The sequence below is a fragment of the Streptomyces sp. NPDC059861 genome (assembly GCF_042731435.1).
In the GTDB taxonomy this organism is placed as follows: domain Bacteria; phylum Actinomycetota; class Actinomycetes; order Streptomycetales; family Streptomycetaceae; genus Streptomyces.
Map to the genome: position 1 here is coordinate 107,451 of NZ_JBHWJQ010000010.1, position 19,520 is coordinate 126,970.

A 19,520-nucleotide genomic window follows, 5' to 3' on the forward strand; every position below is an offset into this window, starting at 1 on the left:
CGGCCTGGATCAATGTGTGAGTGTGAAGGGTTCTCTGACTCGTCCTTCGTCAGCCGAGCTTGGGTTCGCCGCTGAACTCCGGCGCCCAGGCGTTGCTCTTGACCTTGTACGCGGTCATCGTGTGGTTCGTGGTGTCACCGAACTCGTCGAAGGAGATGGTGCCGGTGACGCCGTCGAACTTGACCTTGGCCATGGCGTCCAGGACTGCCTTGCGGCCGTCGGACGGGACCTTGCCGTCGTTGCCCTCGACCGCCAGCTTGACGGCCTCGATGATCGACCAGGTGGCGTCGTAGGTGAGGCCGCCGTAGGCCTCGTAGGCGTCCTCGTAGCCTGCCGCCTCGTAGTCCTTGATGAACGTCTTGGCGGAGTCGAGCTGCTCGACCGGCTTGCCCACGGAGGTGGCGAGGTCGCCCTCGGCCTTCTTGTTCAGCTTCGGGAATTCGCCGGAGTAGATGCCGTCGCCTCCCATGAGCGGGATGTTCTGGCCGCTGTCCTTGAGCTGCTGGCTCAGCGGGCCGGCGGCCGGGTACTCGCCGCCGTAGTAGAGGGCCTGGGCGCCGGTCTTCTTGATCTTGGCGACCACGGCGTTGAAGTCACGGTCGTCGGGGTTGATGTGGTCGGTTCCGACGATCTGGCCACCGAACTTGGTGAAGTTCGCCTTGAAGGAGGCGGCGAGGCCGGCGCCATAGGTCTTCTGGTCGTCGATCAGGTAGACCTTCTTGAGCTTGGCCTTGTTGTAGAGGTAGTCGGCCGCGAAGGCGCCCTGGATCTCGTCCGTGGTGGCGGTGCGGAAGAAGGTCTTGAACTGGCGGACCGAGTCACCGGTCTTCCAGCCGTCGCCCTGGGTCAGTTCGGTGCCGGTGTTGGCCGGGGAGACCTGGGTCAGACCGGCGTCGTTGAACGGCTTCTGCATCTGCTGCGAGACGCTGGAGTTCAGCGGGCCGACGACGCCGAGGACCTCTTTGTTGCTGATGAACTTCTGGGCGTTCTGCTGGCCGACGGAGGGCTGTGCCTGGTCGTCGAGCGCCTCGATCTTGAACTCGACGCCCTTGACGAACTCCTGCTTGTTGGCCGTCTTGGCGGCCAGATCGGCGGAGTTCTTCATGCCGAGGCCCAGTGCGGACAGGTCGCCGGTCAGCGGGGCGTCGAGGCCGATCACAACTGTGGTCTTGTCGCCGTTGCTGCTGCCGCCGTCGTCGTCACGCGACCCACAAGCCGTGAGTGTCAGCGATCCCGCCGCGATTGCGGCGGTTATGGCAATGATCGAACGTTGACGCACGAATCAGGTCCTTTCCCTGGCACGGCGGCCCCCCATGGAACGCGCCGAGTCGAGCGCTGGGTCGAAGTGACTTCGAATCCTGTAGCTCGGTGACTGGCGGTGACTCTAAGCGCGTGCGGGGAACATGGAGGAGTGCCTGACCAAGGCTGTGACGCTCTTGTTATGACACGACGTGATGCAGAGCGGTACTGAGCGGGTAGATGCGCGGAATTCTGGCCGATTCGCCCTGTCCGCATTCTGAGACGCGCAGGACTCCCCCGTCCTCTATCAGGAGTGTTTACGGGTTTTGGTCATGGCAACAACTCGTTGCTGCAGGCTACTTGGGCGATGCCTGAAAGGGTCGTGCCCGTAGTCGTGGGTGAGGGTGAAGGGCTGTCCGTTGATTGCGTGCGTATTACGCAGCGTTACATCCGTGAAAGGGAGTCCGACATTCCGCAGCGCTTTCCGCGGTCGGTGACCCTCGCAGTGATCTTGTTCTGATGCGCATTCCTGCCCGGTTGGGGGAAGCGTGCGGGGAAAATGCCACCGATGGGCCTGGGGTGTCGGTCGGTGGCGCGGCCGGTCTGGGAGGGGATCCCGCGCGCTTGTCCTGGCCCGGCTCGACGCTGCTCGACGGCGCGGCCCCCGGCCGTCGCGCCGTCGCGCTACCTCTCGCGCGGCCCTCGTGATGCTGACGGTCCATCAACTCATCGGCCGGGGGGTCACTTTGACGTTCCTGCTTGGCCGGATTCTCCGCCGCGAGGGCGGTGTGCCTCAGGAGGGACGGCCCGGAGCGGATGTGGGGTCAGTCCGCAGCGCGGATGTGCTCGCCATCCCCCGGCCTGACATCCCGCAGAAGGCACGTCAGCCGGGCGGTGCACACCCGGCGGCCGTCCTCGTCGCTGATCACGACTTCGTACGTGGCCGTGGAGCGGCCCCGGTGCACGGGCGTGGCCACGCCGGTCACCAGGCCGGAGCGGACGCCCCGGTGGTGGGTGCAGTTCAGGTCGACGCCCACGGCGATCTTGGTGATGCCGCCGTGCAACATGGAGCCGACCGAGCCGAGGGTCTCGGCCAGCACGGCTGACGCGCCGCCGTGCAGCAGGCCGTACGGCTGCGTGTTGCCCTCGACCGGCATCGTGCCGACGACGCGGTCCGCCGAGGCCTCCACGATCTGCACGCCCATCCGCGTGCCCAGATGCCCGGCGGAGAACAGGGCGGGCAGGTCCACGCCGAGTGCCGCGTACTCGTCGATGACCTCTTGCGGGAACTTCACCTGGTGCTGCTCGCCCATCGGGACCGGCTCCGTTTCGTCTCGTCGTCCTCGTTGTCGGACGCGCCTCGGTCGGGCGCGTCGTGACCGGACGCGCCCTGCTGAGCAAACGCTCAGTCGGTCGCCGATTGTTCCAGACGGACGACGACCGACTTGCTGGCCGGGGTGTTGCTGACGTCGGCCGTGGCGTCCAGCGGGACGAGGACGTTGGTCTCGGGGTAGTAGGCGGCGGCGCAGCCCCGCGCGGTCGGGTAGTGCACGACCCGGAAGCCGGGCGCCCGCCGCTCCACGCCGTCCCTCCACTCGCCGACCAGGTCGACGTACGACCCGTCGGCGACCTGGAGTTCGCGCGCGTCCTCCGGGTTCACGAGGACGATCCGGCGGCCGTTCCTGATGCCGCGGTAGCGGTCGTCGAGGCCGTAGATCGTGGTGTTGTACTGGTCGTGCGAGCGCAGCGTCTGCAGCAGCAGCCGGCCCTCGGGCAGCTTCGGGTACTCCACGGGCGCGGCGGTGAAGTTGGCCTTGCCGGTGGCCGTCGGGAAGCGGCGCTCGTCGCGCGGGGCGTGCGGCAGGGCGAAGCCGCCGGGGCGGGCCACGCGCGCGTTGAAGTCGTCGAAGCCGGGGATCACGCGCGCGATTCGGTCGCGGATCGTGGCGTAGTCCTTCTCGAACTCCTCCCACGGCGTGGCGCTGTCCTCGCCCAGCACCCGGCGGGCCAGACGGCAGACGATCGCCGGCTCGGACAGCAGATGGGCGCTCGCGGGCTCCAGGCGGCCGCGGGAGGCGTGCACCATGCCCATGGAGTCCTCGACGGTCACGAACTGCTCGCCGCCGCCCTGGAGGTCGCGCTCGGTGCGGCCCAGGGTGGGCAGGATCAGGGCCCGCGCGCCGGTGACGACATGGCTGCGGTTGAGCTTCGTCGACACGTGCACCGTGAGCCGGGCGCGTCGCATCGCCGCCTCGGTGACGTCGGTGTCGGGGGAGGCGGAGACGAAGTTGCCGCCCATGGCGAAGAAGACCTTGGCCTCGCCGTCGCGCAGGGCGCGGATCGCCCGTACGACGTCGAAACCGTGCTCGCGCGGGGGAGCGAAGCCGAACTCCCGCTCCAGGGCGTCCAGGAAGGCGGGCGCCGGGCGTTCGAAGATGCCCATCGTGCGGTCGCCCTGCACGTTCGAGTGGCCGCGCACCGGGCACACGCCGGCGCCGGGGCGGCCGATGTTGCCCCGCAACAGCAGGAAGTTGACCACCTCGCGGATGGTGGGCACGGAGTGCTTGTGCTGGGTCAGGCCCATGGCCCAGCAGACGATGGTGCGCTCGGAGGCGAGCACCATGTCGAGAGCCTCTTGGATCCGCCGCGGTTCGAGGCCGGTCGCGCTGAGCGTCTCGTCCCAGTCGGCGGCGCGGGCGGCGGCGGCGAACTCCTCGTAGCCGTGGGTGTGTTCGCGGACGAACTCCTCGTCGACGGCGCCCTCGGTCTGGACGATCAGCTTGTTGAGGAGGCGGAACAGGGCCTGGTCGCCACCGATGCGGATCTGCAGGAACAGGTCCGTGAGCGAGGATCCGCTGGTCAGCCCCTTGGGCGTCTGCGGGTTCTTGAACCGCTCCAGGCCGGCCTCGGGCAGCGGGTTGACGCTGATGATCCGCGCGCCGTTCGCCTTCGCCCGCTCCAGGGCGGAGAGCATGCGCGGGTGGTTCGTGCCGGGGTTCTGGCCGGCCACGATGATCAGGTCGGCCTTGTACAGGTCGTCCAGCAGGACGCTGCCCTTGCCGATGCCGATGGTCTCCGACAGGGCCGAGCCGGACGACTCGTGGCACATGTTCGAGCAGTCGGGCAGGTTGTTCGTGCCGAGCTCGCGCGCGAAGAGCTGGTAGAGGAACGCGGCCTCGTTGCTGGTGCGTCCAGAGGTGTAGAAGACCGCCTCATCGGGGGAGCCGAGGGCGGTGACCTCGTCGGCGACGATGTCGAAGGCGCGCTCCCAGGAGACCGGCTCGTAGTGGTCCGCACCCTCGGGGAGGTACATGGGGTGCGTGAGCCGGCCCTGCTGGCCGAGCCAGTAGCCGCTGCGGGTCGCGAGGTCCGTCACCGGGTGCGCGGCGAAGAACTCCGGGGTGACGCGGCGCAGGGTGGCCTCCTCGGCGACCGCCTTCGCGCCGTTCTCGCAGAACTCCGCCTTGTGCCGGTGGTCCGGCTCCGGCCAGGCACAGCCGGGGCAGTCGAAGCCGTCCTTCTGATTGACGCTGAGGAGCGTCAGCGCGGTCCGACGGACGCCCATCTGCTGCTGGGCGATGCGCAGGGTGTGCCCGATGGCCGGGAGCCCGGCCGCCGCGTGCTGCGGCCCGGCGACCTGCGGCGCATCCTGAACCGGGTCGGCCTTGGGCGGCTTCGTTGCCATCGCCCGCTCTCCTTCGCCTACACGTGTGAGCTACGTCTCCGATCCTCGCACGGGGCAGTGACGACGGGGGAGGCCGGTCCGGGCCGAGGGCAACGGCACGGCTCGCGCGACCACTGCCCACCGCGGCGCCGGGTGACCACGAGGGCGGAACCGGACGGTGCCCGTCCGCCCGGGGAGCGCGCTCCCCGGCGCCCGGGTCACGCCGGGAGGCCGGGGCCGACTGTCGGTGCGGCGTGGCAGGATCGGGGACGTGGCAGAGACAGCAGCGAAGCAGACCGACAGCAACCCCGGCGGCAGCCGCCCGCGCCTGATGCTCATGGACGGGCACTCACTGGCCTACCGCGCGTTCTTCGCGCTGCCCGCGGAGAACTTCACGACCGCGACGGGCCAGCCGACGAACGCGATCTACGGCTTCGCGTCCATGCTGGCCAACACGCTGCGCGACGAGGCGCCCACGCACTTCGCGGTGGCCTTCGACGTCTCCCGCAAGACGTGGCGCTCCGAGGAGTTCACCGAGTACAAGGCGAACCGCTCCAAGACCCCGGACGAGTTCAAGGGCCAGGTCGAGCTGATCGGCGAGCTGCTGGACGCGATGCACGCCCCGCGCTTCGCGATCGAGGGGTACGAGGCGGACGACGTCATCGCCACGCTCGCCACGCAGGCCGAGGCCGAGGGCTTCGAGGTGCTGATCGTCACCGGCGACCGCGACTCCTTCCAACTCGTCTCCGAGCACACGACGGTCCTCTACCCGACGAAGGGCGTCTCGGAGCTGACCCGGTTCACCCCGGAGAAGGTCTTCGAGAAGTACGGGTTGACGCCCGCGCAGTACCCCGACTTCGCGGCGCTGCGCGGCGACCCGTCGGACAACCTGCCCGGCATTCCCGGCGTCGGCGAGAAGACGGCCGCGAAGTGGATCAACCAGTTCGGCTCGTTCGCGGAGCTGGTCGAGCGCGTCGACGAGGTCAAGGGCAAGGCCGGGCAGAACCTGCGCGACCACCTGGAGGCGGTGAAGCTGAACCGCCGGCTCACCGAGCTGGAGCGGCAGGTGGAGCTGCCCAGGGCGGTCACCGACCTCGCGCGCGTGCCGTACGACCGCAAGACCGTCGCGATGGTGCTGGACACCCTGGAGATCAGGAACCCCTCGCTGCGCGAGCGGCTCTTCGGCGTCGACCCGGGTGCCGAGGAGGCCGAGACGACGCCGGTCGTCACGGAGGGCGTGGAACTGGACGGCGCGGTGCTGGGCACGGGCGAGCTGGCGCCGTGGCTCACCGAACACGGCACGGGCGCGCTCGGCGTCGCCACCGTCGACACCTGGGCCCTGGGCACGGGCTCGGTCGCCGAGGTCGCGCTCGCCGCGCCCGGGGGAGCGGCCGCCTGGTTCGACCCGGCCGAGCTGGACGAGGCCGACGAGAAGGCCTTCGCGGCCTGGCTGGCCGACGCCGGCCGGTCCAAGGTCTTCCACAACGCCAAGGGCGCGATGCGGGTCTTCGCCGAGCACGGCTGGACCATCGAGGGCGTCGCCATGGACACCGCGCTCGCCGCGTACCTGGTCAAGCCGGGCCGCCGCTCCTTCGACCTGGACGCGCTGTCCCTGGAGTACCTGCACCGTGAGCTCTCCCCCGCCGCCGCGGCCGACGGGCAGCTCGCCTTCGGCGCGGACGACGGTGCCGAGGCCGAGGCGCTGATGATCCAGGCCCGGGCGATCCTCGACCTGGGCGAGGTCTTCGAGGGCCGGCTGGAGGAGGTCGGCGCGGCGGACCTGCTGCGCGACATGGAGCTGCCGACCTCCGCCCTGCTGGCCCGGATGGAGCGCAACGGCATCGCGGCCGACCGCATCCACCTGGAAGCCATGGAACAGATGTTCGCCGGTGCCGTGCAGCAGGCCGTGAAGGAGGCGCACGCGGCGGCCGGGCACGAGTTCAACCTCGGCTCGCCCAAGCAGCTCCAGGAGGTCCTCTTCGGCGAGCTGGCGCTCCCCAGGACGAAGAAGACCAAGACCGGCTACACCACCGACGCCGACGCGCTGGCCTGGCTGGCGACCCAGACCGACAACGAACTGCCGGTGATCATGCTCCGGCACCGTGAGCAGGCGAAGCTGCGGGTCACGGTCGAGGGCCTGATCAAGACCGTCGCGACGGACGGCCGGATCCACACGACGTTCAACCAGACGGTCGCCGCGACCGGCCGCCTGTCGTCGACGGACCCCAACCTGCAGAACATCCCGGTCCGCACGGACGAGGGCCGGGCCATCCGGCGCGGCTTCGTCGTCGGCGAGGGGTACGAGTCGCTGATGACGGCCGACTACAGCCAGATCGAGCTGCGCGTCATGGCCCACCTGTCCGAGGACGCCGGTCTGATCGAGGCGTTCACGTCCGGCGAGGACCTGCACACCACGGCGGCCTCGCAGGTGTTCGCGGTCGAGCGGACGGCCGTGGACGCGGAGATGCGCCGCAAGATCAAGGCGATGTCGTACGGCCTGGCGTACGGGCTGTCGGCCTTCGGGCTCTCCCAGCAGCTGAACATCGAGGCGGCGGAGGCCCGCGCCCTGATGGACGCGTACTTCGAGCGGTTCGGCGGCGTGCGGGACTACCTGCGCCGCGCCGTCGACGAGGCACGGGCGACGGGGTACACGGCGACGCTCTTCGGGCGCCGGCGTCACCTCCCCGACCTCAACAGCGACAACCGCCAGCGGCGCGAGGCGGCCGAGCGGATGGCCCTCAACGCGCCCATCCAGGGCACGGCGGCAGACATCGTCAAGATCGCCATGCTCAAGGTGGACGGGGCCCTGCGCGAGTCGGGCCTCAGATCCCGTCTGCTCCTCCAGGTGCACGACGAAGTCGTCCTGGAGATCGCACCCGGCGAGCGCGAGGTGACGGAGGCCCTGGTCCGCCGCGAGATGGCCGACGCGGTCGACCTCAGGGCACCCCTGGACGTCTCGGTGGGCGTGGGTCCCGACTGGGAGTCGGCGGCACACTAGCCGTCACCCGGCGGACAGAAGTCCAGCCGACTCCAGCCCGCCCAGTAGCCCCCGGCGCCGCCGCCGGGGGCTACTGGCGCGCCACGGGGCCCGCCTTGGCGCCCGCGGTTCGCGCAGGCGGCTCTGCGGGCGCCGGGAGCCGGGCCCGCGCGGGCCCCACCGGGACGTGGGGGCGGTTTTGACGGGGGCGGGCATGTGGCGCGGGGCGGTGCAGCCCCTCGGCGCTCAGGTGTCTCCCCGGCGCAGAGTTCGGGACGCCCAGGCGTCCCTTCTGCGCAGCCTCTCGGCGCTCAGGCGTCTCCCCGGCGCGGAGCCCCGGACGCACAGGCGTCCCTCCTGCGTAGCCCCTCGGCGCTCAGGCGTCTCCCCGGCGCAGCGCCCTGGTGCCCAGCCCCCGACGCAGCCTTTCGAAACCAGGCGCCCTCGGTGTCCCCCTGCGGCCGAACCCCCGTGAACAGGGGAAACGCCCACCAGGAGCTCCGCCTGGCAGCACCTCCGTGCGCCTTTGCGCACCCCCGCCCCGCAACCCCCGCCCCCCCGCCCCACCCCCGGAGGGACCTTCACCCGCGTGGCCCCCGCGAAAAAGCCCCCCGGTGCTCGCGCCCGTCAAGATGCCGCCATGGGTATACGCATGCTCAGCCGCCGGCCGGCCCCGGCTCAGCCCCCGCCCGCGCCCCCGCCGCACGCGGTCGGCGCAAGCACCGCCCGCATCCCCGTAGGCCCCGCGAAGGCCCTGTGTCACACCGCGCTGGACCTCCGCCGCCGCGTCGCCGTCGACTGGGAGAGACGCAAGACCGCTGCCTTCCGCCCCGGCGACACCGCCGCGTGGCGCCTGTGGGCCGATCTGGCCCGCAGCTATCTGGCCCTCTGCCTCACCCTGCTGCCCCGCGCCCCACGCCCGGCCCGCACACTCACCGTGTTCGTCGCTCCGCTCCCCACCGTCGCCGGAGTGATCAAGCCTCCTGACGGCTCAGGTCCCGCTCCCTGCCGGCCTCTCCCGAATCGCTAGGCACGCGAGCAGGCCGCCACAGCCGCACGGCCACGGCGTACGCCGGCACGCCGAGCGCCAGTCCCGCCCCCGCGCCGAAACACAGCGTCGGGATCAGTTCCCAGGGTTTCGCCGAGGACCCCCAGTACGCCCACCACCGCGCCGCCCGATGCGCCGCCGCGAGCGCCGCACAGCCGCCGATCACGAGGCCGGCCAGCCACCGGTCCCGTACCGGCAGCACCGGGACCCCTGCCGGCTCGGCCACGGGCATCCGCCGTAGCGCGACAGCCACGAACACGGCGATCACGACCGCGGCCACCGCGGAACCGCCGTACTGCAGGTACCAGTACAGCGGCGAGCCCGCGACCTCCTGACCCAGCACCGGAAACAGCCGCATCCCCCATCGGTCGAGATGCGTGAACGCGTCCCAGACGACGTGCGTCAGCACGCCGAGCACGGCGGACACGTACCACCGCGCCACCAGGGCGGGCCGTACGCGCGCGCGTGCCGCGCCGCAGCGCAGCAGCGCGGCCAGCCGGCGCTGCCGCCGGCGCGGCAGCAGCGCCACCAGCGGTTCGCGCACCAGCAACCACACCCACACCAGCGCCCAGGCGATGAGCACATCGATCGTGAACACACCCGCGAAGGAATGCGTCACGTCGCCGAACTCCATCGCGCCGGACAGCACACTCGCCACGTAATAGGTCATGTCGGGAGAAAAGGACCCCGCGACGAGCACGGCCGGCACCAGTGGGCCACGGCCGGTTCCATCGGGACGGACGACGGGCAGCACGGCTGCCGCATGACTGAGGGTGAACGGCAACGGTGCTCCTCAGGGCGGACGTTGGCGTCCAGTATCGACGACCGGACGCGACGGACCCGCGAACCCGAGGTGAGGCCAACGCCACAACGCCGTATGGCCAAGCGGTGAAAATCGGGCAGGTACGGGTGCCCGCGCGAACGAAGTTGCCGTAGGGTCGCGTGGGTTGACGTACCGGGCAGTGCGTGCAACCGCGACCGGGGCGACAACAGTCTTGGAGCACCGGCGGGCAGCGTCAACGGGGCAGTTGCAAGAGAGCGGCTTCAACAGAACAGCTTCAACAGAACAGCGTCTACAGGGCAGTAGCAACAGGGTATATGCGGGCGACTCGGGCGCCCACGGGAGGGGTTCACTTCATGGCGGCGCATTTCGGCAGGAGGCTGCGCAAGGGCGCGACGAACACCGCCGTGGCCGCGGCTGTGGCGGCGGCACTGGTCGCCTCCCAGGCCCCGGGGGTCGAGACCGACGACGCCGGCAGACAGAGCACCACCGGGACCCAGCCCTCGCCCGACACGCTCACAGAGGACAGCGCGACCGGTAACTCGCCGTACTACACGGACCTGCCGCCGCTGGAGAGCCCCAGCCCCGCGCCCACCGTCGGCCCCACCGCCGACCCGACCGTCACGGGCGACGCCGCCGCGGGCATACCCGCGACCGTCCTCGACGCCTACAAGAAGGCGGAGTCCGCCCTGGGCGAGGCCAAGCCCGGCTGCAACCTGCCCTGGGAACTCCTCGCCGCCATAGGCAAGGTCGAGTCGGGCCAGGCGGGTGGCGGCAACGTCAACGCCGCCGGCGACACGATCACCCCGATCCTCGGCCCCGCCCTGAACGGCGACGGCTTCGCGCACATCAGCGACACCGACAACGGCGCGTTCGACGGCGACAGCACGTACGACCGGGCCGTGGGCCCGATGCAGTTCATCCCCTCCACCTGGGCCTGGGCGGGCCGCGACGGCAACGGCGACGGGGCCGCGAACCCGAACAACATCTACGACGCCGCCCTCGCCGCCGGCCACTACCTGTGCCGCTTCGGCTGGGACCTCTCCGTCGAGGACGACCTGCACCGCGCGATCCTCAGCTACAACAACTCCACGGACTACCTGAACACCGTCCTGTCCTGGCTGGAGTTCTACCGCAAGGGCACGCACGAGATCCCCGACGGCACCGGCGACCTGCCCGGGAGCCGCAGCGACGTCCCCGGCGGGGAGAGCCCGTCGCCGAAGCCGTCGCCGAAGCCGCCCCACAAGCCGCAGACCGGCTCGCCGAAGCCGCCGTCGGGCGGCAACCCCACCCCGCCGACACCCAAGCCGCCGGTCACCCCGCCGACCCCCACCGACACGGTGCACCACCTGGAGGACGGGGGCACCGCGCAGCTCACGACGATGGCGGGAGACGCCTTCGCCGAGCGGGTCAGCACCCGCGCCGAGAGCAAGGTGGGCAAGGGCGTCGCCAAGGTACGGGTCCGCTTCACGATCGTGGGCGACACCGACGCCACCTTCACCGGCGGTGAGAAGGTCGCCACGGTCGTCACCGGCACCGCGGGCGTCGCCGTCGCGCCGGCGCTGAAGGCGGGTGAGAAGACCGGCTCGTTCACCGTGCGGGCCACCGTCGTGGGCCGTTCGATCGCTGGCGTCGACTACACCGCGACCGTCACCGCCCGTGCCGCGGACGCCCTCTCCCGCACCGGCGACGCCCCGCTGACCTGCCCGGTGGGCGGCGAGTTCGCCGACCAGGTCGAGGTGAAGGCGACGTACCAGGGCGCCGCGGCGGACGGGGTGGCGGTCACCGCCTCCCTCATCAAGTCGGTGCTCGACCCGACCGAGAACGACAAGGGTCCGTACTTCAAGGACGCCGAGGGCAAGACCGTACGCACCCTCACGGGCCTGGAGACGGACGCGAACGGCCTGCTGAAGCTGCCCAAGCTGTACGCCGACGACAACGCCGGCTCGTACATGCTCCGCCTCACCACCGAGGGCGGCGCGACGCTCAACGTGCTGCTGAACGTGACCGCGGCCGAGACGCCCGCGCCCAGCCCGTCCGAGAGCACCGGCGAGCCGGCGGCCCCGGACGCGTAACCGCCCGGCCCCCGGACGCACGGCGGCGGCGCCCCTCCCGAAAGGGCTGGGCGCCGCCGCCGTGTGTGCGACGTGTTCTCATCTCGCCCGCTCGTTGCTACGGTGCCGGATCTGACGAAGTATCAGCTCCAGCTCGCCGGGAGGCAGGCATGCGCGCCCTGATCGCCGCCGCGACCGGTCTCGCCGTCGCCGTCGCCCTGGTGCTCACGATCACGGCCATGGGTGCGCCGACCGGCGCGACGTCCCCGAAACCGCTGTTGACGACGGTGCCGGCACACCCGTGACCCCGGCGGAGGGAGACCGAGATGCGCCGCAGGATCAGCCTCGTACTGCTAGCCCTCGCCGTGTTCTTCGCGGCGCTGTCCCCACTGCTGCGTTGGTACGCCTTCCCGCGCCTGGCCAAGATCCCGCCGAACCAGTACCAGGACATGGTCCTCGAGGCGAAGGACGCCACCCTGCTCGACTACGGCACCATGCGGGCCCGCAAGGTCCCCAAGGTGACCATCGTGCAGACCCTCAAGGGCAACGTGGAGGCCTCCGAGCGGATCGAACGGACGGCGGGACGGGACGTCGTCGTCTGGGACGGCCTGTCCTACGTCCAGGGCCCCGACGGCAAGATGGTCTCCAGGATCCCCGAGCGGTACATCTTCGACGCGCACACCCAGGAACCCGTCCACGCCACCGGCGAGATGGTCGACGGCGACCCCGTCCGGCGTGAGGGCATCGAGTTCAAATGGCCGTTCCTGACGGAGAAACGGAACTACGAGTACTTCGACGCACAGGCACGCGTCACCGCACCCATCCACTACAAAGGCACACAGACCTTCCGCGGCGTCGAGGTCTACTACTTCGAGCAGACGATCCCGTGGACGAAGGTCCCGTTCCCCAAGGCCATGCCCGTCGCGGGCATCACGCCCGAGTCCGTCGCCGCGACGGGCACGACACGCTGGTACACCACGGTCCGCAGGTTCTGGGTGGAACCACTGACCGGCGCCCCCGTCTACGGCGAGGAGTTCCACGAAGAGGAACTCCGCGGCGGCACCCTGCTCGGCGACCGTGACAGGGTCACGGCGTTCGCCGGACATGTGAAGATGCGCGAGGACTACATCGACCACACGGTCGACCTGGTCGACTCCAACCGCACCCTCGTCCTGCTGCTGACCTCGTACCTGCCCTGGGGCTTCCTGACCCTCGGCGTCCTGCTGCTCGTCCTCGCCCTCTACCTGGAGGCCCGTGGCCGCCGCCCCGGCGACCCGGCCCCCGGGCGGACGACGGAACCGGAACCGGTCAGCGCCTGAGCCGCGCGCTGGTGTGCCGGGTCGGCTCGGCCGTGGCCGGGTCCTCGGGCCAGGGATGCCTGGGGTAGCGGCCGCGCAGCTCCGCCCGTACGCCCTTGTAGCCGTCCCGCCAGAAGGAGGCCAGGTCGGCGGTGACCGCGGCGGGACGGCCGGCGGGGGAGAGCAGATGCACGAGCACGGGAACCCCCGCGAGGGCGGGCGACTCCTGCAGTCCGAACATCTCCTGCAGCTTCACGGCCAGGACGGGCCGTTCGGGATCCCCGTAGTCCACCCGGATCCTGGACCCACTCGGTACGGTGATCCGCTCGGGGGCGAGCTCGTCGAGCCGCGCCGCCTCCCCGGAGGCCCAGGGCAGCAACCGGCCCAGCGCCTGCCCGGCATCGATCCGCGCCAGATCGGCCCGCCGCCGCGCCCGGCTCAGCTCGGGCTCCAGCCACTCCTCCACGCGCGCGTGGAGCGCCCCGTCGGACACGTCCGGCCACGGCTCCCCGAGCCGCGCCCGCAGAAAGCCGAGCCGCAGGCGCAGCACCTCCGCCTCCGGCGACCACCGCAACAGCCCGAACCCTTCCCGCCGCAACCCGTCCACCAGCGCATCCCGTACGAGGCCGGGGGCAGCGTCGGACAGCGGCCGCACCGCCAGCTCGACCGCCCCGAGCCGCTCGACCCGCCGCGCGACGACATCGCCGTCGGCCCAGTGGACCTCCTGCGCGTCACTGCGGAAGGCCCCCGCGGCCAGCCCGGCGACCTCCTCGTCCACCTCGGCGGCGAGCCGCACACGCGCGTGCCCCTTGCCGAGAGGGCGGTCGGCCACGGCGACGGCGAGCCAGGGCGCCCCCCGCAGCGGTGAGGCCTCTCCGAGCTCGGCCCGGGTGCCGGAGACCATGAGGTACGACCCACCGTCCGCCCTGGCGACCCGCTCGGGGAAGGCGAGCGCGGCGACCACGCCTACGGCCTCCACGTCCACCGACCGGCGACGACGGGCGGGCGGGTCGGCGGACTCTCCCAGGAGGGCCCGCAGCCGCCGGACCTCGGCACGCCACCGGCCGGCGTAGGCGTCACCGCCGCGCCGCGCCGCCCGCAAGGCCGCGGCGAGATCGTCCCCGTACTCCCGAGGGGGCTCCTCACTGAGCAGGGCGACGACCTCCGCCGACCGCTCGGCCCCGACGTACGCAGCCGCGTCGAGCAGCGCCCGCCCCAGCCGGGGATGCAACCCCAGCCGAGCCAGCCGCGCCCCCCGCTCCGTCGCCCGGCCGTCGGAGTCGACAGCCCCCACAGCCCGCAGAACCCCCCGCGCCGCCGCCATGGCCCCACCGGGCGGCGGATCCAGCAACGCCAGCCCGGACGCCTCCGGATCCCCCCAGCAGGCCGCCTGCAGGGCGAACGCCGTCAGGTCGGCCACCTGGATCTCCGGCGCCGGGAACCGCGTCAGACGCGCGTCCTCGGCCTCCGCCCAGCACCGGTACACGGCCCCCGGCGCCTCGCGCCCGGCCCGCCCCGCCCGCTGCCGCCCGGACGCCTGCGAGGCCCGAACCGTCGTCAGCGCGCTCAGCCCGCGCGCGTGGTCCACCCGCGGCTCACGCGCGAGCCCCGAGTCGACGACCACGCGCACCCCGGGGACCGTCAGGGACGACTCGGCCACCGCCGTCGCCAGCACCACCCGACGCCGCGCCCCCGCCGACAGCACCGCGTCCTGCACGGCCGCCGGCGCCCGCCCGTGCACCTGGAGCACATCGACGTCCCCCACGTCCCCGAGCTGCCCGGCGACCCTCGCGATCTCCCCGACCCCCGGCAGAAAACACAGCACGTCCCCCGCCCGCTCGGCCAGCGCCCGCCGCACCACCGACGCCACATGGCCGAGCAGCGCCGGATCGACGCGCATGCCGTGCGGCGGCCGCACGGGACGCGCCGGCGGCGCCCACACCACCTCGACCGGGTACGAGGCGCCCTGGGCCGCGACCACGGGAGCCCCGCCGAGCAGCCGGGCCCAGCCCTCCGCGTCGGTCGTCGCCGACGCGGCCACCAGCCGCAGCTCGGGCCGCAGCGCCTCCCGTACGTCCCACAGGAACGCCGCCACCGTGTCCGCGTCCAGATGCCGCTCGTGGCACTCGTCGAGGATCACCACGTCGACGCCCCTCAGCTCCTGGTCCCGCTGGAGCCGCTGCAGCAACACCCCGGTCGTGACGACCTCCACGCGCGCGTGTCGACCGACGACCCGTTCCCCCCGCACGGTGTGGCCGACGCTCTCGCCGACCTGCTCGCCCAGCAGCCAGGCCATCCGGCGGGCCGCCGCCCGTGCCGCGATCCGCCGCGGCTCGGCCACGACCACCCGCCGGGCCGGCCCCTCGCCGAGCAGCCCCGCCAGCGCGAGCGGCACCAGCGTCGTCTTGCCGGTGCCGGGCGGCGCGACGAGGACGGCCGTGCCGTGCCCGTCCAGGGCCTCGCGCAGCGTGGGCAGAGCGGTACGTACGGGCAGCGCGTCCAGGGCTTCGTAACGGATCACGCACCCTAGTGTCGTACGGCCGCCAAGCCGCCACCTACGCGCGCGTGCGTGCGTGCGCTTGAGGGGAGGGGGCTCAGTCCCGTTCGCACACGAAGATCGCCGTACCGGGGATCAGGTTCCCGCGCAGCGGCGACCAGCCACCCCACTCGGCGGTGTTCCAGGCCGGCCACTGCGGCTCCACCAGGTCCACGAGCCGGAACCCGGACGCCACGACGTCCCGGACACGGTCACCGAGCGTCCTGTGGTGCTCGACGTACACCGCCCGGCCGTGCTCGTCCTGCTCCACGTAGGGCGTGCGGTCGAAGTACGAACCCGACACGCTCAGACCCTCGGGACCGGGCTCGTCCGGGAACGCCCAGCGGATCGGATGCGTCACCGAGAACACGAAGCGACCACCCGGCCGCAGGGTCCGCCGCACCTCCCGCAGCACCATCCGGGGATCCGCTACGAAGGGCAGCGCCCCGTACGCCGAGCACGCCAGGTCGAAAGAGGCGTCCGCGAAGGGCAGGGTGGCCGCGTCGGCGCACACCAGAGGGAACGCTCCGCCGATGCGCAGCGCGTGCTGCAGCTGGCGGTGGGAGACGTCCAGGGCCACCGGATGGGCACCCTGGGCCGCCAGCCAGCGCGCGCACTGGGCCGCGCCGGCGCCGATCTCCAGGACGTGCTTGCCCTTCAGCTCCTCCGGCGGGCCGAGCAGCTCCGCCTCCACCTCGTCGAGGCCCTCGGGACCCCACACGAATCGGTCGTCACCGAGGAACGTGCCGTGTTCGGTCTGGTACTCGTCCGCGTTGCGGTCCCACCAGCCCCGGTTGGCCCGGGCGCTCTCCGTGACATCCGCGGTACGCCGGGTGGCTTCCGGCTCGAACGCTTCCGGCTCTTGGATGATCGGCTCCCTCGTCGTAATCTGCCGTCCAACCCGTCCCGGGGGTGTCACTGGAGGGGCGCCTCACGGCCCGCGTGGCCTCAGGAGACAGGTTTTGTGCCGGGTATGGGGTGATCCGCCCCGGGTGTGCGCCTTCGCGCATTGACCCTGTCCGGCTGCCCCCGTATGCTACAAGTTGCGCTGCGGGCCTGCGCACCTCAGACGTAGCAGGCTGCGCTCGCATCTGTTGTATGTCCCCTCGGTTGTCGAGGCGTCATCACCGGGTACCGGTGAGACGCTTCCTTGGCTGTCCGGCTTCTGCAGAGGCGAAACGGGCTCCCGGCGTAAGCAGTACCTACGACTTCAATGTCCGTACCGGAGCCCTTTCCCACATGACGAGCAGCACCGAGACCACCGCCACCACCCCGCAGGTAGCGGTCAACGACATCGGTAACGAGGAAGCCTTCCTCGCCGCGATCGACGAGACGATCAAGTACTTCAACGACGGCGACATCGTCGACGGCGTCATCGTGAAGGTCGACCGGGACGAGGTCCTGCTCGACATCGGTTACAAGACCGAAGGCGTTATCCCGAGCCGCGAGCTCTCCATCAAGCACGACGTCGACCCCAACGAGGTCGTCGCCGTCGGTGACGAGATCGAGGCCCTTGTTCTCCAGAAGGAGGACAAGGAAGGCCGCCTGATCCTCTCGAAGAAGCGCGCCCAGTACGAGCGTGCCTGGGGCACCATCGAGAAGATCAAGGAAGAGGACGGGATCGTCACCGGTACCGTCATCGAGGTCGTCAAGGGTGGTCTCATCCTCGACATCGGCCTCCGCGGCTTCCTCCCGGCCTCCCTGGTCGAGATGCGCCGTGTTCGCGACCTCCAGCCCTACGTGGGCAAGGAGCTCGAGGCCAAGATCATCGAGCTGGACAAGAACCGCAACAACGTGGTCCTGTCCCGCCGTGCCTGGCTGGAGCAGACCCAGTCCGAGGTCCGCCAGACGTTCCTCACGACCCTCCAGAAGGGTCAGGTCCGTTCCGGCGTCGTCTCCTCGATCGTCAACTTCGGTGCCTTCGTGGACCTGGGTGGCGTCGACGGTCTGGTCCACGTGTCCGAGCTGTCCTGGAAGCACATCGACCACCCCTCCGAGGTTGTCGAGGTCGGCCAGGAAGTCACCGTCGAGGTCCTCGACGTCGACATGGACCGCGAGCGCGTCTCCCTGTCGCTGAAGGCGACCCAGGAAGACCCGTGGCAGCAGTTCGCCCGCACCCACCAGATCGGCCAGGTCGTGCCCGGTAAGGTCACGAAGCTGGTTCCGTTCGGTGCGTTCGTCCGCGTGGACGAGGACATCGAGGGTCTGGTCCACATCTCCGAGCTGGCCGAGCGCCACGTGGAGATCCCGGAGCAGGTCGTCCAGGTCAACGACGAGATCTTCGTCAAGGTCATCGACATCGACCTCGAGCGCCGCCGCATCAGCCTCTCGCTGAAGCAGGCCAACGAGTCCTTCGGTGCCGACCCGGCCTCGGTCGAGTTCGACCCGACCCTGTACGGCATGGCCGCGTCGTACGACGACCAGGGCAACTACATCTACCCCGAGGGCTTCGACCCCGAGACCAACGACTGGCTCGAGGGCTACGAGAAGCAGCGTGAGGAGTGGGAGCGCCAGTACGCCGAGGCGCAGACCCGCTTCGAGCAGCACCAGCAGCAGGTCATCAAGTCCCGCGAGGCCGACGCCGCTGCGGCGGCCGAGGGCGGCGACGCGGCGGGTGCGGCTCCGGCCGCGTCCGGCGGTTCGTACTCCTCCGAGGGCCCGGACAACTCCGGTGCGCTGGCCTCGGACGAGGCGCTTGCCGCGCTGCGCGAGAAGCTGGCGGGCGGCCAGAGCTGAACGCTCACCGCTGAGGCCTAGCCGATAGCCAAGGGCCCGTACCTTCGTGGTGCGGGCCCTTGGTGTGTCTGCGGCAAGCCGCGAACTCGGCCCTTCCTCCGACGCGTTCGCCGGCTCCGGCACCAGCCGATCTTGGGGAGCCGGGCGGGAATGCCCGTCCTGCGGGCGGCGTTGTCGAGTACGGACACGAGGAGGAGCGGTCACTGTGCTTGATCCGCAGGGTTTGTACACGTGGGAGCCGAAGGGGCTGGCCGTCGTCGACATGGCGCTCGCCCAGGAGTCGGCCGGACTTGTCATGCTCTATCACTTCGACGGATACATCGACGCGGGCGAGACCGGCGACCAGATCGTCGACCGGCTCCTCGACGCGTTGCCCCACCAGGTGGTCGCCCGTTTCGACCACGACCGGCTCGTCGACTACCGCGCCCGCCGTCCACTACTGACCTTCAAGCGCGACCGCTACACCGACTACGAGGAGCCCACGCTCGCCGTGCGGCTCGTCCAGGACACCACCGGGGCGCCCTTCCTGCTGCTGTCCGGCCCCGAGCCGGACGTGGAGTGGGAGCGCTTCGCCGCGGCCGTGGACCAGATCGCGGAGCGCCTCGGCGTCCGCATCGCCGTCAACTTCCAAGGCATCCCCATGGGCGTCCCGCACACCCGCCCGGTCGGCCTCACCCCGCACGGCAACCGCACCGACCTCGTGCCGGGCTACCGCAGCCCCTTCGACGAGGCCCAGGTGCCCGGCAGCGCCGAGTCCCTCGTCGAGTACCGCCTCATGGAGGCCGGGCACGACGTCCTGGGCGTCGCCGCCCACGTCCCGCACTACATCGCCCGCTCCGCCTATCCGGACGCGGCGCTGACCGTCCTGGAGGCCATCACGGCCGCCACGGGGCTGGTGCTGCCCGGCATCGCGCACTCCCTGCGCACGGACGCCCATCGCACCCAGTCGGAGATCGACCGGCAGATCCAGGAGGGCGACGAGGAACTCACCGCCCTCGTGCAGGGGCTCGAGCACCAGTACGACGCCGTCGCGGGCGCCGAGAGCCGCGGCAACATGCTCGCCGAGCCGGTGGAGATTCCGTCGGCCGACGAGATCGGGCAGGAGTTCGAGCGGTTCCTGGCGGAGCGTGAAGGGGAGAACTGACGGGTGGCCGGGTGGTCGGGGCGGACGCGGGTGGCGGGGTGAG

The 19,520-nt window shown here is 71.2% G+C and carries 13 protein-coding genes; 7 read left to right on the top strand and 6 right to left on the bottom strand.

Annotation, left to right across the window (positions count from 1 at the left end; genetic code table 11):
• Positions 1 to 49: 49 nt before the first annotated feature.
• The 3 genes from ACFV6X_RS11805 to ACFV6X_RS11815 all read right to left on the bottom strand — a co-directional run bounded on the left by ACFV6X_RS11805 (position 50) and on the right by ACFV6X_RS11815 (position 4,924).
• Positions 50 to 1,279: a branched-chain amino acid ABC transporter substrate-binding protein gene (locus tag ACFV6X_RS11805; RefSeq protein WP_385381190.1), complete on the bottom strand. Its 1,230-nt coding sequence runs from the start codon at positions 1,277 to 1,279 to the stop codon at positions 50 to 52.
• Positions 1,280 to 2,063: 784 nt separating this feature from the next.
• Positions 2,064 to 2,552, bottom strand: coding sequence for a PaaI family thioesterase (locus tag ACFV6X_RS11810; protein WP_385381193.1), 489 nt, complete (start codon positions 2,550 to 2,552; stop codon positions 2,064 to 2,066).
• Positions 2,553 to 2,644: 92 nt separating this feature from the next.
• Positions 2,645 to 4,924: an FdhF/YdeP family oxidoreductase gene (locus ACFV6X_RS11815; RefSeq protein ID WP_385381196.1), complete on the bottom strand. Its 2,280-nt coding sequence runs from the start codon at positions 4,922 to 4,924 to the stop codon at positions 2,645 to 2,647.
• Positions 4,925 to 5,174: 250 nt separating this feature from the next.
• Between ACFV6X_RS11815 and polA the strand changes: the two genes are divergently transcribed.
• Together polA and ACFV6X_RS11825 are read left to right on the top strand one after the other, a co-directional pair.
• Positions 5,175 to 7,901, top strand: coding sequence for a DNA polymerase I (polA, locus tag ACFV6X_RS11820; protein WP_385381199.1), 2,727 nt, complete (start codon positions 5,175 to 5,177; stop codon positions 7,899 to 7,901).
• A gap of 619 nt (positions 7,902 to 8,520) precedes the next feature.
• The gene (locus ACFV6X_RS11825; RefSeq protein ID WP_385381201.1) at positions 8,521 to 8,910 is read left to right on the top strand and encodes a hypothetical protein; all 390 of its coding nucleotides are present in this window, start codon (positions 8,521 to 8,523) and stop codon (positions 8,908 to 8,910) included.
• On the opposite strand, the gene ACFV6X_RS11830 is transcribed toward ACFV6X_RS11825, so the two are convergent.
• A complete protein-coding gene (locus tag ACFV6X_RS11830) occupies positions 8,855 to 9,712 on the bottom strand; it encodes a DUF4184 family protein (protein WP_385381203.1) in 858 nt (285 codons plus the stop codon). The two genes, ACFV6X_RS11825 and ACFV6X_RS11830, sit on opposite strands and share 56 nt — an antisense overlap.
• A 353-nt stretch (positions 9,713 to 10,065) precedes the next feature.
• On the opposite strand from ACFV6X_RS11830, the gene ACFV6X_RS11835 reads away from it, so the two are divergent.
• The 3 genes from ACFV6X_RS11835 to ACFV6X_RS11845 all read left to right on the top strand — a co-directional run bounded on the left by ACFV6X_RS11835 (position 10,066) and on the right by ACFV6X_RS11845 (position 13,082).
• The gene (locus ACFV6X_RS11835; protein ID WP_385381206.1) at positions 10,066 to 11,784 is read left to right on the top strand and encodes a lytic transglycosylase domain-containing protein; all 1,719 of its coding nucleotides are present in this window, start codon (positions 10,066 to 10,068) and stop codon (positions 11,782 to 11,784) included.
• A 149-nt stretch (positions 11,785 to 11,933) separates the two neighbouring features.
• Entirely contained in the window at positions 11,934 to 12,068 is a 135-nt protein-coding gene (locus tag ACFV6X_RS11840) for an SPW_0924 family protein (protein WP_385381209.1), read from the top strand.
• A gap of 21 nt (positions 12,069 to 12,089) precedes the next feature.
• A complete protein-coding gene (locus ACFV6X_RS11845) occupies positions 12,090 to 13,082 on the top strand; it encodes a DUF3068 domain-containing protein (RefSeq protein WP_385381212.1) in 993 nt (330 codons plus the stop codon).
• Here ACFV6X_RS11845 and hrpB read toward each other — a convergent pair.
• Together hrpB and ACFV6X_RS11855 are read right to left on the bottom strand one after the other, a co-directional pair.
• Positions 13,072 to 15,582 carry an ATP-dependent helicase HrpB gene (hrpB, locus tag ACFV6X_RS11850; protein WP_385381215.1) on the bottom strand — a complete coding sequence of 837 codons (2,511 nt, stop codon included), beginning with the start codon at positions 15,580 to 15,582 and terminating at the stop codon, positions 13,072 to 13,074. The genes ACFV6X_RS11845 and hrpB overlap by 11 nt on opposite strands.
• A 73-nt stretch (positions 15,583 to 15,655) precedes the next feature.
• On the bottom strand, positions 15,656 to 16,516 hold the full coding sequence (locus tag ACFV6X_RS11855) for a class I SAM-dependent methyltransferase (RefSeq protein ID WP_385381218.1): 861 nt from the start codon (positions 16,514 to 16,516) through the stop codon (positions 15,656 to 15,658).
• A 320-nt stretch (positions 16,517 to 16,836) separates the two neighbouring features.
• Between ACFV6X_RS11855 and rpsA the strand changes: the two genes are divergently transcribed.
• Both rpsA and ACFV6X_RS11865 read left to right on the top strand, forming a co-directional pair.
• Positions 16,837 to 18,333 carry a 30S ribosomal protein S1 gene (gene rpsA, locus ACFV6X_RS11860; protein ID WP_385381219.1) on the top strand — a complete coding sequence of 499 codons (1,497 nt, stop codon included), beginning with the start codon at positions 16,837 to 16,839 and terminating at the stop codon, positions 18,331 to 18,333.
• A gap of 205 nt (positions 18,334 to 18,538) precedes the next feature.
• A complete protein-coding gene (locus ACFV6X_RS11865; RefSeq protein WP_385381222.1) occupies positions 18,539 to 19,477 on the top strand; it encodes a PAC2 family protein in 939 nt (312 codons plus the stop codon).
• Positions 19,478 to 19,520: the final 43 nt, after the last annotated feature.